This is a genomic window from Microbacterium sp. CCH5-D1 (genome assembly GCF_001557335.1).
Taxonomy (GTDB): Bacteria; Actinomycetota; Actinomycetes; order Actinomycetales; family Microbacteriaceae; genus Microbacterium; species Microbacterium oxydans.
The window spans coordinates 1-16,086 of record NZ_LSJW01000196.1; the positions used below are offsets into that span (position 1 = coordinate 1).

Consider the following 16,086-nt stretch of genomic DNA (forward strand, 5'->3'; position numbering starts at 1 on the left):
GATCGAGGTGATCCCCGCCTCCGACATCAACACCGCCTACGAGCGCGTGCTGGCCTCCGACGTGCGGTACCGGTTCGTGATCGACGCCGCCACCTTCGCCTGAGCGTTCGCCGTTCGCAGCCGCGAGGCGCGAGGGCATCCGGTGTCGGTCGCCGCGGATAGCCTGAGCGCATGACCTCTCTTCTCACGGGCCCCGACGCCCGCGACCGCTGCGCCTGGGTGGGCGACGACGACGAGTACCGCCGCTACCATGACGAGGAGTGGGGCACGCCGTTGCACGGCGACCGCGCGCTGTTCGAGAAGATGGCGCTGGAGGGGTTCCAGGCCGGGCTCTCCTGGATCACGATCCTGCGCAAGCGTCCGCGGTTCCGCGAGGTGTTCGAGGGGTTCGTGCCCGAGATCGTCTCGGAGTTCGACGAGTCCGACGTCGAACGTCTGATGGGCGATGCCGGCATCATCCGCAACCGCGCGAAGATCGAGGCCACGATCGGCAACGCCCGCATCGTCCGTGGCATGGCCGATGGCGAGTTCGACGAGCTGATGTGGTCGTTCGCTCCTGCGGTCTCCGGTGAGCGCCCGGCATCGTTCGCCGACGTCCCGGCCGTCACACCGGAATCGACCGCTCTGAGCAAAGAACTGCGCCGTCGCGGGTTCCGTTTCGTCGGGCCGACCACCATGTACGCCCTGATGCAGTCGGGTGGGATGGTCGACGACCACATCGCGGGGTGCTGGAGAGCGTGATGTCGGCTCCGTCGGCGCTCAGTGCCCGGCAGCCTCCCGGGTGAGCGCTGAGCGCGCGTCGGAGGTGTTCTCGACGGCGAAGGTGGCCATCGTCGGCAGGTAGCGGTCGTCCGCCACCTCGACGAGGGAACCGTCGGCCGCCCATCCCGTTCGTCGTACGCGCAGCAGCGGTGTGGACACGGACACCGCCAGTGCCGCCGCATCGATCTCGTCCGCCGGTACCGCGTCGAAGACATGACGTGCGCGAACGGGCGCCAGGCCATGCTCCTGCATCGCCTGGTAGATGCTCCCCGCGTCGAGGTCGGCGGCGAGCAGCAGTCTGCCGACGGGGAGAGGGAACGCCGAGCGTTCGAGCATCGCCGGTTCGTCGTCGAGCAGTCGCAGCCGTACGATCTCCACGATCGCGGCGCCCGTCTCGATTCCGAGGTCATCGGCGATCGCTTCCGAGGCGGGTCGGCGTGCGGCCTCGAGCACGCGTTGGCCGGGGCGTCGTCCGATCGAACGCGCCCAGTCCGTGAACGAGACGAAGGTCTGGAACGACTGCGTGGGCACGATTCGCCGCACCCGAGGCGGCGCGCCTCTCCCGCCGTCGACAGCGCCTTCCGCTCGCAGCGTCGCGAGCGCCTGCCTGATCGGTCCACGAGAGGTCCCGAACTCGGCGATCAGGGAGTGCTCGCTCGGCACACGTTCGCCCTCCGGCCATTCGCCGCTTCTGATGCGATCGAGCATCCGCTCGTAGAGCTGCTCGTGCAGAGGTCTGGGCATTCTCGTTCGTGCTCCTGTTGTCGTGACTTCTCATCCCCGCGGCGACCGCGACATGTTCACTCTGACGCACATCGGTGAACAATCGGGGAATTTCCGTAGAAAAAGTTGTCATGACTACTTCCGCTCCTCATGCTCGGAAGGGACGGAATCCCCCTGCCTCGGCCGACATGAGCGGTCGACCAACCCCTAGGAAGAGACATGAGAACCAGACGCGGAATCGGCGCCATCGCCGTGACGTGCGCCCTCACGCTGCTCGTCGGCGCGGCGGCGACGCCCGCCTTCGCTGCAGCCCCACCGCTGACCGAAGGCTTCACCGACGCGACGGCCTCGCAGCCCCCTGCCGGATGGTCGATCGACAACACCAACGTGACCGGTACGCGGGCGGACTGGCAGGGCTGGTCGTTCCACACCTCGGCCGAGGTCGTGTCGACCTGGGGGAACAGCGGCGATCGCGGCTCCTTCACACGTGCGGACGGTGTCACCGCGGTCGTGCACTCCGACGCCAACCGGCCGACGGACGGGCGCTTCAGCTCCGTGCTGTGGGCACCCGCCGTCGACCTGCAGAGTCAGGACGGGGCGGTGCGGGTGCGCTTCGACAGCCACTACAAGCAGGGGCAGTCGCCGCAGACCGCGCAGCTCGTCGCTCGCTTCGACGACGCAGCGCCGGTGGTGGTCGAGTCGTTCGCCCGGAACCGTCTCGACGAGCAGGTGGACGTCTCGATCCCGGTGCCGGCGGGGACCGATGCCGTCACGGTGGGCTGGTCGTACGCCGAGAGCAGCAACAACTGGTTCTGGATGATCGACGACGTGCAGATCAGCGAAGCCCCGCCGGCCGACGCAGCACCGCGCATCCTCTCCGCCGCGAAGCCCGTCGCCACAGCAGGTGCGACGGTTCCGGTGAAGGTCGGCGGACTGCGCCCCGGCCAGCAGCTGACGGCGTCGTTCGGCGATGCCGGGGCGGCGGTTCCCGGCATCCCGGTCGCAGACGCCGCGGGGGAGACGTCGTTCTCGGTCGCGCTGCCCGCTGACCTCGCGCCCGGATCGGTGACGCTGTCTCTCGGTGGCGCCGGCATCGTGTCGACCCCGCTCGTGATCACCGTGCTCGCCGCCGATGACCCGGACACCTCGACCACCGGGCACCTGCTCTGGTTCGACGGCTTCGAGACGGACAGCTGGACGAGCGAGGGGGCGTGGACGCTGTCGAACCTCGACAGCGTGATCGCCCAGTACGGCACCGATCGCCGACACGCGTTCACCCGCGCTTCGGGGCGGATCGCCGTGGCGGAGGCGACGAGCGGGGCATTCGCCGGCAGCCTCGCCTCCTCTCCGATCGCCGTGAAGGCGGGGGATGCGCTGGAGGTGCGCCTCGACAGCCACTACCGCAAGCGGGGCGGAACCCAACATGGCACCGTGACGGCGGTGTTCGACGAGGGAACGGAGACCGTGCTGCGCGAGCTCTCCGATGCCGACGAGGAGTCAGCGCAGCTCCGGCTGCCGGTCACGGTGCCGGCGGGCGCATCCGCGATGACCCTGCGGTTCGTCTTCGAGGCCCCCGGCGCCGCGGGATCGTGGATGCTCGACGACGTGCAGGTGGTGCGCCCGCTCGCGGCACTCGCCGAAGGAGTCGAGGCCAACACCGTGGTCGACATCTTCAGCGACGTGCAGGGGGCGACGACGCGACTGAGCCAGAACGTGCTGCCCGGGTTCCGCGCGATGGCGCAGACGGCGGACGTGCTCGTGTCCAACGGCGACCTGGTCAGCAACGGATCGACCGCGAACTACACCTCCTATCTGTCGGCGCTCGCGGCGGGTGGCGGCGGCGAGTACGGCACGGTCGTCTCGACGATCGGCAACCACGAGTACTACGGCAGCGAGGGATCAGCGGTGTACCGGGAGCGCTTCCTCGATTCGACGGGGATGCGCGACATCGGTGGCCAGGGTGGGCTGTGGGGTGAGGTGCTCGTGGACGGTCAGCTTCCCCTGATCTGGATCGGCAGCGAGTTCTACGACTACACGGCGAAGACCGGCGCAGGCCCGTTCGTCGACTTCAGCGAGGAGCAGTTCACCTGGCTGCGTGATCGGCTCGCCCACTGGCGCGCCCAGGACCAGCCGGTGCTGCTCTTCTCGCACCACCTGCTGCCGTACTCGGTCTCCGGATCGTACGCGCGGTTCTACGAGAACGACTTCGGGCAGGAGGAGGCCCGGTTCGCCGCCCTGCTCGCACAGAACCCGAACGTCATCATGTTCAACAGCCACACGCACTGGTCGCCGACGTTGAACGACTGGAGTACAGAGCTGCGGCCGGATCCGACGCGCGCCAGCGGCCCCACGGTCGTGAACACCGGAGCCGTCACCACGATGTACGGGCCGAGCGGGGACTGGGAGGAGAAGGCCGTCGGCGGTGCCGACCCCGTCGGGCTGCGCGCCGCGCTGTACGACGACCGCGTGCGTGTCACGGTGTACTCCTTCTCGACGGCCGGAGCGACGGAGATCAAGCACGTCGACATCCCGCGTCCCACCGACGCCCCCGTGGATCCGGTGGACCCGGTGGACCCGGTCGATCCCGTAGACCCGGCCGTGGCGCTGAGCACGCAGACGGTCGCGGCCGGTGGCCGGGTCACGATCTCCGGGACCGGATTCCCCGAGGCTGCGGAGCTCGCGATCGAGCTGCGTTCCACACCGGTGCGGGTGGGTGTCGCGACCGCCGATGCCGACGGGTCGTTCCGCACCGCTGTCACGATCCCCGCGAAGACGCCGGCCGGTGCGCACACACTGGCGGTGATCCTCCCCGACGGGACCGAGGCGACCGCGCCGATCACGGTCACCCGCGCGGGTGACGGCTCCGGCGGCGTCGCACCGGGAACGGGGACGGGCACAGCCCCCAGCTCGGGATCCAGTGGCGGAGCGGATGCGTCGTCCACGGGCGGTGAGCTCGCCACGACGGGCGGTGCACCCGGTTGGTACCTCGTCGGCGGCGCTCTGCTGCTTCTGAGCCTCGGTGGCGCGCTCGTCCTCCGACGGCGTCGAGGTCGCAGCTGACGCACGCGCCCTCATGCTCCATGGGCGGGGCGGCTTCGAGGTCTTCTCGACGTCGCCCCGCTCGATGGGCAAAACTCCCCATCGAGCGGTATTCCAGGACGCAGTTAGGATGAACGGGTGCTTCGTGGGCCCGTCGGGTCGCGATCGAGGAGAACAGAGAGTGTCACCCTGGGGGGGAACCGGGTATGAAGGCGTTGTCATGGATGCGCGCACGACCGAAGACGCTGGCGTCAGCGGCCGGTGTCACCGTGGGCGTGATCGCCATCACCACGATGGCCTTCACCTATGAGGGGTTCCCGACCACCAAGGTCGATCTGAACGACGGCGGCGTCTGGATCACCAAGACGTCGAGCCTTCTCGTGGGGCACTTCAACCACGAGTCGACGGTGCTCGACGGCGGACTGCGCACCACGGGTGAGAACTACGACATCCTGCAGGACACGAACAACATCCTGGTCGTCGATGAGAACGCGTCCACGCTGACCGCCGTCGATCCTGCACGCGTCTCGCTCGGCGACTCTGCGAAGGTCCCCTCCTCCGCGAAGGTCGCGCTGGGCAACCGCACGGCTGCGATCCTCGATCAGAAGACCGGCGAGCTCTGGGTCGTGCCGGCGCAGGGCGTCGCGTCCTTCGAGGCCGAGGTCAACGAGCCGGTGGCCGAGTTGGGCGCTGGCGCCGATGTCGCCGTGGCCAAGGACGGCACCGTCTTCGGACTCGCCCCGGAGCGCGGCGAGGTGGTCACCGTCCCCGTCGACAACGAGGGGGAGGCGCTCGACGCCTCCGCCGCTTCGGTCGGCGAACTCGACGCGTCGGCGAAGCCGGCGATCACCGCCGTGGGTCGCACCCCGGTCGTGCTGGATCGCGCTGCCGGCGTCGTGACCTCCCCGGGCGGCGTCCGCACCGAGATCCCCGGCGCGGACAAGGCCGTTCTGCAGCAGGCCTCCGAGAACACCGACGCGGTGGCGGTCTCGACGGCGAACGCACTGGTGAGCGTTCCCCTCGACGGCGGCGAGCCGACAGAGGTCGAGGCGGGTGGAAACGGCGTGCCGGCGGCGCCGGTGTGGCTGCGCGGCTGCACCTACGGCGCATGGGCAGGAACGGCCACGTTCATCCGGGAATGCCCGGGGTCGGCGAACGACGTCAACGCGAACGTCGACGGCGCCGAGGATTCGAAGAGCCTCGTGTTCCGCGTCAACCGCGACGTCATCATCCTCAACGACGCGGTGGGCGGAGCGGCCTGGCTGGCGAACGAGAGCCTGCAGCGCGTCGACAACTGGAACGACCTCACCCCGCCGGAGGGCGAGACCGAGAACGAGGACGACTCGACCGAGGAGACCGTCGAGACCACGCTCCCCGAGCGCAAGGAGGAGAACACTCCTCCGATCGCCGAGGACGACACGTTCGGTGTGCGCCCCGGCGTGACGACGATGCTCCCCGTGCTCGACAACGACAACGATCCGGATGGCGACGTCCTGGTCGCGACCCTCGCCGAGGCCCAGCCCGCTCTCGGCACGATCCAGCAGGTGCAGAACGGCGGATCCCTGCAGATCGCGGTCGACGAGGACGCGACAGGGTCGACCACCTTCACCTATGAGGCCGATGACGGTCGCGGCGGGAAGGACACGGCAGCGGTCACGCTGACCGTCTACGACAAGAGCGTGAACACCGCTCCGGTGCCGAAACGGCACACCAGTCTCACCGTGGAGACCGGCGGAACGATCTCGTACAACATCCTCCCGGACTGGATCGACCCCGAGGGCGACGATGTCTACCTCAAGGAGGTCGTCCCCGCGCCGGGCGACGAGGTCGACTTCAGCACCGACGGCCAGATCACGTACAAGGCGACCGCGAGCCAGCAGGGACGCAAGGACGTGCAGGTCACCGTCGCCGACGGATACGGGGAGAGCGCCACCACGACGGTGACCCTCGATGTCCGACCGGAGGGCTCGACCAAGCCCAAGACCAACGCCGATCACGTCGTGACCCGCGTCGGCGAGCAGGTCACCGTGGCACCGCTGGCCAACGACACCAGTTCGGGGCGCGAGCTGCTGCGACTCGGCCGCGTGAACGAGGTTCCCGGCGCGACCATCGTCACGGACGGGCCGAACAAGACCTTCTCCTTCACCGCTGATGCTCCCGGCACCTACTACGTGCTGTACCTGGCGACCGCCGGCCCCGAGAACGGCGAGGGGATCGTGCGCGTCGACGTGCTCGAGGCGAGCGAGACGGATCTCCCTCCGGTCGCCGTGCGCGACGTGGCGCTGCTGCCGACGGGCGGCGATGTGCTCATCGGCGTGCTCGCGAACGACGTCGACCCCGCCGGCGGCATCCTGGTGGTGCAGTCCGTCTCGATCGACGACGACTCGGGCATCTCCGTGTCGGTCATCAACCACGAGACGCTTCGCATCACCGATCAGGGCTCGCTCACCGACCAGGCTCGCATCAAGTACCGCATCTCCAACGGCTCCAAGTCGGCGGAGGGCGAGGTGGTGGTCATCCCGATCCCCGCGCCGGACAAGCTCCTGCAACCCGTCGTGAACGACGACACGGCGATCGTGCGTGCGGGCGATGTCGTCACCATCCCTGTGCTCGACAACGACACGCACCCGAACGACGACGTCATGCACGTCGTTCCCGAGCTGGTCGAGCCGCTGGTCGACCCGGAAGACGGTGAGGCGTTCGTCTCGCAGGACACGATCCGGTTCAAGGCCGGACCCGTCGCGAAGACCGTGTACCTCACCTACGAGGCGGTCGACTCGCGCCAGCAGAAGGACGCCGGCTACGTCACGATCCAGATCCTTCCGGTCGATGAGGAGACGAACGCCGCCCCGCGCCCGCAGGACCTGGTGGCCCGCGTGCTCGCCGGGTCGACCGCGAACATCGCCGTCCCTCTCGACGGCATCGACGCCGACGGCGACTCGGTCGAGCTGATCGACATCGCCTCCAGCCCGCAGAAGGGGCGCATCACCGAGACGGCGCAGAACTACTTCACGTACGAGGCATTCGACGGCTCCTCCGGTGTCGACGTGTTCCGCTACCGCGTGCGCGACCGGCTCGGCAAGGAGGGCATCGCCACCATCCGGGTGGGCATCGCACCGGGCGAGCAGATCAATCAGAGACCGTTCGCGGTGAAGGATGCCGTGGTCGTGCGGCCGGGTCGCGAGATCTCGGTGCCGGTGATGCTGAACGACTCCGACCCCGAGGGCGACAAGATCATCCTCGTGAAGGACGGCCTCGAAGTTCCGACCGAGACGGGCATCACGGCCCGCGTCTCGGGTGATCGGGTGCTGGTGCAGGCGCCGAACCGCGAGCTCGAGACGTCGCTGCAGTACACGATCCGCGACGCGAGGGGCGCCGAGGCGACCGCGGCGCTGCAGATCACCGTCGACGAGAACGTCCCGCTGCAGGCGCCCGTCGCGCGTGACGACCGTGTGCGGCCGACCGACCTCACCGACGGCACGATGAGTGCCGACCTCGACATCCTCAAGAACGACGAGGACCCGGACGGCACCACCGATCGCCTGAAGCTCGTGCTCGGAGAAGGCGCGACCCAGCTGGAGAACGGCAAGGTGCGGGTCACCGTCACCGAGCAGCTGCAGCTCATCCGCTACACGATCACCGATCAGGACGATCTGGCCGCATCCGCGTTCATCTTCGTGCCGGCCGAGTCCGACCTGCGGCCGATCCTGGATTCGACCAAGCCGCTCGAGGTCATGAGCGGCGAGACCAGGGAGATCCCGCTCTCGAAGTTCGTCACCGTCGCCGGCGGGGGGACCGCGCGGATCACCGAGCATGCCAAGGTGAACGCCGTGTACGCCAACGGCGACGACCTCGTGAAGGACGAGACCACCCTGGTGTACACCTCGGCCGAGGGCTACTTCGGGCAGGACTCGCTCACGTTCGAGGTCACAGACGGCATGGGGCCGGACGACCCCGAGGGCCGCACGGCGACGCTGAGCATCCCGATCAACGTGCTGCCCCCGGAGAACCAGCAGCCGGTGTTCACGGGCGCAGAGGTCATCGTCGCTCCGGGCGAGAAGGCATCGACGCTCGACCTGGCCGCCCTCACGACCGACCCCGATCCGGAGGACGAGGGCAAGCACAGGTACAAGTACGTCAGCGGCGCGGGCAAGGGCATCACCGCCAAGATCGACGGCTCGAAGCTGCTCGTCGAGGCCTCATCCGACGTCGAGAAGGGCACGGTGTCCTCCCTGAAGCTGGAGATCACCGACGGGACGACGGAAGCCGTCGAAGGCACCGTGACCGTGCGCGTCGGCGCCTCGACCCGCCCGCTGCCCGCAGCCAACACCGACACGATCTCGGAAGCGGATCAGGGCAAGAGCATCACGGTGCCTGTGCTCGCGAACGACTACAACCCGTTCCCGGAGACGCCGCTCAAGCTGATGACGGCTGCCACGGAGTCGGGCTCCGGCGGCGCGGCCGTGAAGGGCGATCAGGTCGTCGTCACTCCCGACCCCAGCTTCGTCGGGACCATGGTCGTGCGCTACCGCATCCAGGATGCGACGAAGGACCCCGACCGCGAGGCCAACGGCCAGATCGTCGTGACCGTCCAGGGCGTGCCGGAGGCACCGGGCACCCCGCTGGTGTCGAGCGTGCAGGACCGCACCGTCGTGGTCTCCTACGGCGCACCGTCGAACAACGGCGCCGAGATCACCAAGTACACGGTGAAGTCGGTCGGCGGCAGCCCGTACTCGAAGGAATGCCGCTCGACGACGTGCACGCTCGACGGCCTCACCAACAACGTGGAGTACACCTTCCAGGTGACCGCGACCAACCGGGTCGGCGAGTCGAAGCCGTCCGGCACGTCGGCGGTCGCCCGTCCGGACGCTCGTCCCGACACCCCGACCCCGCCGACGCTGACCTTCGGCGACAAGTCGCTCAAGGTCGCGTGGGCCACCCCGACCACTCCCGGCTCTCCGGTGGAGAGCTACACGCTGGAGATCTCGCCGGCTCCGCCGTCCGGGGTCTCGCAGAAGCAGGCCACCGGGAACTCGATGACCTGGGAGGGCCTCGAGAACGGCGGCATCTACCAGGTGCGCGTGCAGGCCCACAACCGGGCGCCCGAGCCGTCGAGCTGGAGCGGCTGGTCGGCCTCCGAGGTGCCCGCGGGGCCGCCGATGCCCGCCGCCGCGCCGACCGTCACACAGCTGCAGGGCGTGGGCACCGAGGCGCAGATGCAGGTGAACTGGGTGCCGGGGAACGCGAACGGCGACCCGATCGACTCGTTCCAGCTGCAGGTGTGGGAGGGCGGCACGCTGCGGAACACCATCACGCCGGGAGCCGACGCCAGGTCGCAGGCGGTGAAGGTCCCGACCTCGGAGACGCCGTATACGTACCGCATCCGCGCGCACAACAAGGCGGACTGGGGTGAATGGAGCCCGATGTCGGCACCGCGTCGCGGTGTGAACAAGCCGGGTGCGCCCTCGCTGTCGAACGTCGCCGAAGGCGATCGGTCGCTCACGCTCACCTGGTCTCCCGGTGCGCTCAACGGTGCGAGGTCGAACGAGGTGCAGTACCAGTACTCCATCGGGGGCAACTGGGCGGCGATGCCGGGCAACAACGTCATCACCGGCCTCTCGAACGGCACGAACTACAACGTGCGGGTCCGTGCCGTCTCGACGGTCGAGGGTCAGACCTATGCGAGCGACGCCTCGAACCAGATGTCCGGCAACCCCTACGGTCCGCTGAAGCAGCCTGCGGTCACCGCATCGCAGAATGCCACGAGCGTCACGTTCAACTGGGATGCGGGGCCCGCAGCGAACGGCCGGTCTATCAAGACCGTCCGCATCCGCATCGACGGCGGCGGGTGGCAGAACGTCGGCGCCAGCGGCAGCCGGACGGTCGGCGAGGGCTACAGCCAGCGTCACACGATCGACGTCGAGGTCACCGACCAGGCCGGGCAGCAGATCACCCGCTCGGCGGAGGAGACATCCGGGCGCAAGCCCGATCCGCGTGCCTGGGTCACCTCGACTGGAAACGCGAACGGACAGCCGAACTGCAACGACGGCACGTGCGCGTACTTCTACCTCACGGGGCGAGGGTTCCCGGCGAACTCCAGTATGTGGGTGCAGTGCTCCAGCAGCGCCCCGCCGCCCTACGACGGCACTTTCGGCGGACGGACGGTCACGACCGACGGCAACGGCAACATCGATCAGCAGCTGGGCTGCTACCTCGGCATGCGCCGCGGGACGATCGAGGCCTGGGTCGTGATGGACGGCAAGGAATACGAACACAGGGTCTGGCAGTGATGCCGCGCGACACCTCCTCACAACAACAAGGAACGACACACTCATGACAATGACCCCCGAGCAGGCCGCCTGGTTCCAGGGCACCTTCCAGCGCCTCGTCGAGAACATCGACAAGGCCGTGCAGGGCAAGCAGGAGATCGTCGGTCTCGTGCTGGCCTCGATGCTCGCCGAGGGCCATGTGCTCCTCGAAGACGCACCGGGCACGGGCAAGACCAGCCTGGCCAAGGCGCTGGCCGCGACCGTGCAGGGCACCAGCACGCGCATCCAGTTCACCCCCGACCTGCTGCCGTCCGACGTGACGGGTGTGACGATCTACGACCAGCAGTCGCACCGCTTCGAGTTCCACAAGGGCCCGATCTTCGCGTCGATCGTGCTCGCCGACGAGATCAACCGTGCCTCGCCGAAGACCCAGTCGGCGCTGCTCGAGGTCATGGAGGAGTCGCGCGTGACGGTCGACGGTGTCACCCACGAGGCCGGGCGCCCGTTCCTCGTGATCGCCACGCAGAACCCCATCGAGCAGGCGGGAACCTACAAGCTGCCCGAGGCGCAGCTCGACCGCTTCCTGATCAAGACCTCGATCGGATACCCCGACCTCGCGGTGACCGAGAGCATCCTCGCCGGCGCCTCCGACCGCAACCCGTCTGCAGGTCTGTCCGCGATCATCACGACCAGCGCCGTCGCCGACATGGCCGACCTCGCGGCGACGGTGCACGTCGAGCCCGCCGTGCTCCGCTACGTGGCAGAGCTCGCCGAGGCGACTCGCGAAGACGGCGCCATCCGCCTCGGCGTCTCGGTGCGCGGTGCGATCGCGATGATCCGCATCGCCAAGGTCTGGGCCGCGGCTCAGGGACGCCACTTCGTGCTCCCGGACGACATCAAGGTGCTCGCCCGCCCGGTGTGGCAGCACCGTCTGCTGCTCGACGCCGAGGCCGAGTTCGCCGGCACCAGCAGCGACACGGTCATCGCCCGCGTGCTCGACGCCGTTGCGGCCCCCCAGGCCCGAGCGGCGGCCTGATGACCGCGGAGGCCCTTCCGGCGTCGACGCCGCAGACGGAGCGCGACGCCGGATGGCGTGACATCGCGGCCGTCCTCGGTGCGCGCGCCCTGACGCGCCTCCGCAAGATCACCTCCGCCATCCGTCCGCTGGCCTGGGTGCTGATGGCGCTCGCCGTCGGCTTCTGGGTGCTCGGGCAGATCGCCGGGTGGTCGGAGTTCACGATCGCCGCGGTCGTCATCGCGATCGCCGTCGCGCTGTGCGCGCTGTTCCTGATCGGACGCACCGCCTACGACGTCGCCCTCGACCTCGCCCGCACCCGCGTCGTCGTGGGAGAGCGCGCGGTCGGGGCCCTGACCCTCGCGAACCGCGGCAGCAGGGCCATCCTGCCGTCGCGCGTGGTGCTCCCCGTCGGTTCGGGGCGCGGCGAGTTCGGCATCCAGCGGCTCGCGCCGGGGGAGGAGGCGGAGGAGCTCTTCGCGATCCCGACCCAGAAGCGCGGTGTGGTCAAGGTGGGCCCTGTGAGCGTCGTGCGCGGCGACCCCCTCGGCCTGTTCGAGCGGGCGCACCGTCGCGACGACCCCGTCGACCTCTTCGTGCACCCGCGCACGGTGCTGTTCGACGGCCAGTCCCTCGGATACCTGCGTGACCTCGAGGGTCTTCCCGCCGCCGACCTGTCCCGCGACGACGTGTCGTTCCACGCCCTGCTCGAGTACCAGCCGGGCGACGACCTCCGCCACGTGCACTGGCGCTCGACGGCCCGCACCGGCACCATGATGGTCCGGCAGTACGAGGAGACCCGGCGCTCGCACTTCGTGATCGGTCTGTCGCGCTCCCTCGCCGACTACGCCACCCCCGACGACTTCGAGCTGGGAGTCTCGGCCGCAGGGTCGATCGGCCTGCGTGCTCTCCGCGACTCGCAGCGCGTCGACATGCGAGTGCAGGGGCGCGAACTGCCGGCAGGCACGGGCAAGCAGCTGCTCGATTCCCTCCCGGCCGTCGAGAACAGCAAGCCCAAGGAGGGCGGCATCGCCGAGCTCGCCGGAGTGGTGTCGGCGACGATGCCGCTCGCGAGCGTCGTGGTGCTCGTGTGCGGGGCGCGGGTCAAGCCCGACGACCTCCGTCTCGCCTGTGCGCGTCTTCCGTTCGGCGCCCGCGTGCTCGTGGTCGTCGCCGACACCACCGCCTCCGCTCCGGCCCTGCGCCGCATCGGCGATGCCGACGTCGTGACGGTCGGTGCGCTGGAGCAGATCCCCCTCGCCCTGCAGAAGGTGCTCGCATGACCGCATCCTCCGCCGCGTTCGCCGGTCTTCCCGTGCGTCGCTGGATCCTCGATCTCGGTGCCTCCGCTCTCCTGGTGGTCACCGCACTGGTCGGCTTCTGGCCGACGTTCGCCGGTCCGTCCTTCCTCCCCGCCGTGGTCGGCGGCGTCGTGCTCGGCCTCGCGATCGCGGCGGTCACGACCTGGCGCCGTTGGGGCATCCTGATCATCGCGGGCCTCACGGTCGCCGCCTACTTCGTGTTCGGCGGCGCGTTCGCCCTGCCGCAGACCTCGATCCTCGGCTTCATCCCGACGCTGGAGACGCTGCAGAAGCTCGCGCTCGGGACGGTCACCGCGTGGAAGCAGATGCTCACCACGGTGGCGCCCGTCGCCGCGGCGGACGGTCACCTCGTGGTCCCCTTCCTCCTGGCGCTCGTGTTCACGACGGTGACCGCGTCGCTCGCGCTGCGCCTGTCACAGGTGGCCTGGGCGCTGATCCCGGCCGGCGTGCTGCTCATGCTCGTGATCGCCCTCGGCACCCCTGAACCCGCGTTCCCGCTGGTGCAGGGACTCGTGTTCGCGGTCGTGAGCATGTCCTGGCTCGCGCTTCGCCAGCTGTGGGCGCCACAGAACACGGCGATCTCCGTCAGCGAGGTCGACCCCTCCAGGGCCTCGCACATGCGCACGCGTCGTCTGCTCGCGGGCGTGGCCGTGCTGGCGATCGCCGGTGGTGCGGGGGTGGCCACGAGCGCGGTCGCGAACCCGGCGCAGCCGCGGCACGTGTTCCGCGACGTGATCATCCCGCCGTTCGACATCCGGGACTACCCGAGCCCCCTGCAGGCGTTCCGCAAGAACGTGCGCGATGAGGCGGACGAGACGCTCTTCACGGTGCAGGGACTGCCCAAGGGCGCGCGGATCCGCACGGCCGTCATGGATCAGTTCGACGGCATGGTCTACAACGTCACCGACGGCGGACCCACCTCGTCGAGCGCCTTCAGCCCGCTGCGCTCGAACATGTCGCCGGATGCCGAGGGCGTCCCGGTGACGCTCAACGTCGAGATCGGTGCCTATCGCGGTGTGTGGATGCCGACCGCGGGCGAGCTGTCCGAGATCAGGTTCTCCGGCGATGACGCCGAGCAGCTGCGCCGCGGCACCTACGTGAACACCGAGACGGGCACGGCCGTCTCCACCACGAAGCTGACGAAGGGCGACGAGTACACGGTGGACGCCGTGATGCCGAACATTCCCGACGACGAGCAGCTCGCCGAGGTGCCGTTCGGCAAGGTCTCGATGCCCAAGCCGAGCAACGTGCCGGAGGAGCTCACAGCCCTCGCCGCCGAGACGGTGGTCGGCGCGGAGACGCCCATCGAGCGGGTGCGCGCCCTCGAGAACTTCCTGGCGAAGGAGGGCTTCTTCAGCCACGGGCTCGAGGGGGAGGTCATCTCCCGGGCTGGACACACCGCCGAGCGCATCTCGACCCTCGTCGGCGGCGAACAGATGATCGGCGACGACGAGCAGTACGCCGTGGCGATGGCCCTGCTCGCCGGACAGGTCGACATCCCCGCTCGTGTGGTCATGGGCTACTACCCCGACGAGGAGAACGCGGGAGAAGCCACGTTCGCTGCCACCGGCGACGACGTGCATGCCTGGGTCGAGGTCAACTTCGAGGGGCTCGGGTGGATCGCCTTCAACCCCACCCCTCCCGAAGACCAGGTGCCGAACGATCAGAACACCAAGCCGCGCGTCGACCCGAAGCCGCAGGTGCTGCAGCCCCCGCCTCCGCCGCAGGAGCCCGTCGACCTGCCGCCCACGCTGCCCGACGACCGCGAGGGCGAGGACGAGAGTCTCAACATCGCGGGCATCATCGGCGCGATCCTCGTGATCGGTGGCATCTCCCTCGGAGTGATCGCACTCCTGGCATCGCCGTTCATCGTGATCGGTGCGTGGAAGGCGGCGAAGCGTCGTTCCCGACGCGCGGCCGCACGCACCGCCGACCGCATCAGCGGGGGATGGGACGAGCTCACCGACCGTGCCGTGGACTACGGCGCGCGCATCCCTCCCGGCGGCACGCGGATCGAGGAGGCGGTGGTCGTGGCGTCTTCGTTGACGGTTCCGCAGGTCACCGCCCTCGCCGAGCGGGCCGATGCCGATGTGTTCGGTCCCGCCGAGCCGAGCCAGGAGGACGTCGATTCCTTCTGGCACGAGGTCGATGACATCGTGGGCGGCCTCGGCAAGGAAGCCGGCTTCTGGAAGCGTCTTCAGGCGCGACTGAGCATCCGCTCCCTGGTCGGCGGCACGGCCATCTCGAACGGATTCCAGAATCTGAAGGAAGCGGCGGCCGTGCGCGTCCGCCGTGAACCTGGCACCATCAAGAACAGCACGACGCCCCCGTCCTCCGAGAGCGAGACCTCATGACGCAGCCCGCGACCGACCAGATCGCGCCGGTCTCCCGTCGCGCCGTCGCCTACCTCATCGACGCCCTGATCGCCGGGGGCCTCGCGATCGTGCTCGGCGGCGGACTCCTGGTCGGCGCCTCGCTCACCGGCAGCCTCGAGGGCAGTGTCGGAGTCCTGCTGATCGGGGGTCCGGTCGTGAGCCTGATCCTTCTCGGCTGGTTCGTCGTCTACACCGTGATGCAGGCGGGCACCGGCTCGATCGGCATGCGCGCCCAGGGCCTTCGGCTGGTCTCGGCGACGGACGGGAGCGGCCTCGGCTTCGGACGGACGCTGCTGCGCAACGTCATCTTCGGCCTCGCCGCCGCCATCGTCGTGGGCTACTTCACGCCGCTGTTCGACGGCTCCGGTCGGTACCAGGGGTGGCACGACAAGGTGGCCGGCTCCCTCATGGTGGACGCGCGCGTGCCTGCACCCGCCACCGCGACGACCGCGGTCCCCGCCTCGACCGGATCCGGGGCCGCGGCCCCGACGCCCGCACCGGCGATCCCCGGACTCCCGCAGCCGCCTCCTGCCTCGGCTCCGACCCCGACTCCGGGTCCCGCGCCGGTTCCGGCTCCGGCG

General features: G+C 69.4%; 8 protein-coding genes. 7 read left to right on the top strand and 1 reads right to left on the bottom strand.

Features of this window, described 5'->3' with window-relative positions; genetic code table 11:
* Positions 1–171: 171 nt before the first annotated feature.
* Positions 172–741, top strand: a complete 570-nt coding sequence (locus AX744_RS11835) for a DNA-3-methyladenine glycosylase I (RefSeq protein ID WP_046746634.1) — start codon at positions 172–174, stop codon at positions 739–741.
* Positions 742–759: 18 nt separating this feature from the next.
* Here the strand turns inward: AX744_RS11835 and AX744_RS11840 are convergent, their stop codons facing one another.
* A complete protein-coding gene (locus tag AX744_RS11840) occupies positions 760–1,506 on the bottom strand; it encodes a GntR family transcriptional regulator (RefSeq protein ID WP_046746635.1) in 747 nt (248 codons plus the stop codon).
* A gap of 198 nt (positions 1,507–1,704) precedes the next feature.
* Between AX744_RS11840 and AX744_RS11845 the strand changes: the two genes are divergently transcribed.
* From AX744_RS11845 to AX744_RS21270, 6 genes are all read left to right on the top strand, one after another.
* Positions 1,705–4,545: a metallophosphoesterase gene (locus tag AX744_RS11845; protein WP_061017076.1), complete on the top strand. Its 2,841-nt coding sequence runs from the start codon at positions 1,705–1,707 to the stop codon at positions 4,543–4,545.
* A 203-nt stretch (positions 4,546–4,748) separates the two neighbouring features.
* Positions 4,749–10,814, top strand: a complete 6,066-nt coding sequence (locus AX744_RS11850) for an Ig-like domain-containing protein (protein ID WP_197429223.1) — start codon at positions 4,749–4,751, stop codon at positions 10,812–10,814.
* A 43-nt stretch (positions 10,815–10,857) separates the two neighbouring features.
* Positions 10,858–11,829 carry an AAA family ATPase gene (locus AX744_RS11855; RefSeq protein ID WP_061017080.1) on the top strand — a complete coding sequence of 324 codons (972 nt, stop codon included), beginning with the start codon at positions 10,858–10,860 and terminating at the stop codon, positions 11,827–11,829.
* Positions 11,829–13,091, top strand: coding sequence for a DUF58 domain-containing protein (locus tag AX744_RS11860; protein ID WP_061017081.1), 1,263 nt, complete (start codon positions 11,829–11,831; stop codon positions 13,089–13,091). Before AX744_RS11855 ends, AX744_RS11860 begins: the two co-directional genes overlap by 1 nt.
* Positions 13,088–15,484, top strand: a complete 2,397-nt coding sequence (locus AX744_RS11865; RefSeq protein ID WP_061017083.1) for a transglutaminase family protein — start codon at positions 13,088–13,090, stop codon at positions 15,482–15,484. Before AX744_RS11860 ends, AX744_RS11865 begins: the two co-directional genes overlap by 4 nt.
* Positions 15,481–16,086, top strand: a 606-nt coding sequence (locus AX744_RS21270) for an RDD family protein (protein ID WP_197429224.1), incomplete at its 3' end; no start/stop codon positions are given. The genes AX744_RS11865 and AX744_RS21270, both read left to right, overlap by 4 nt.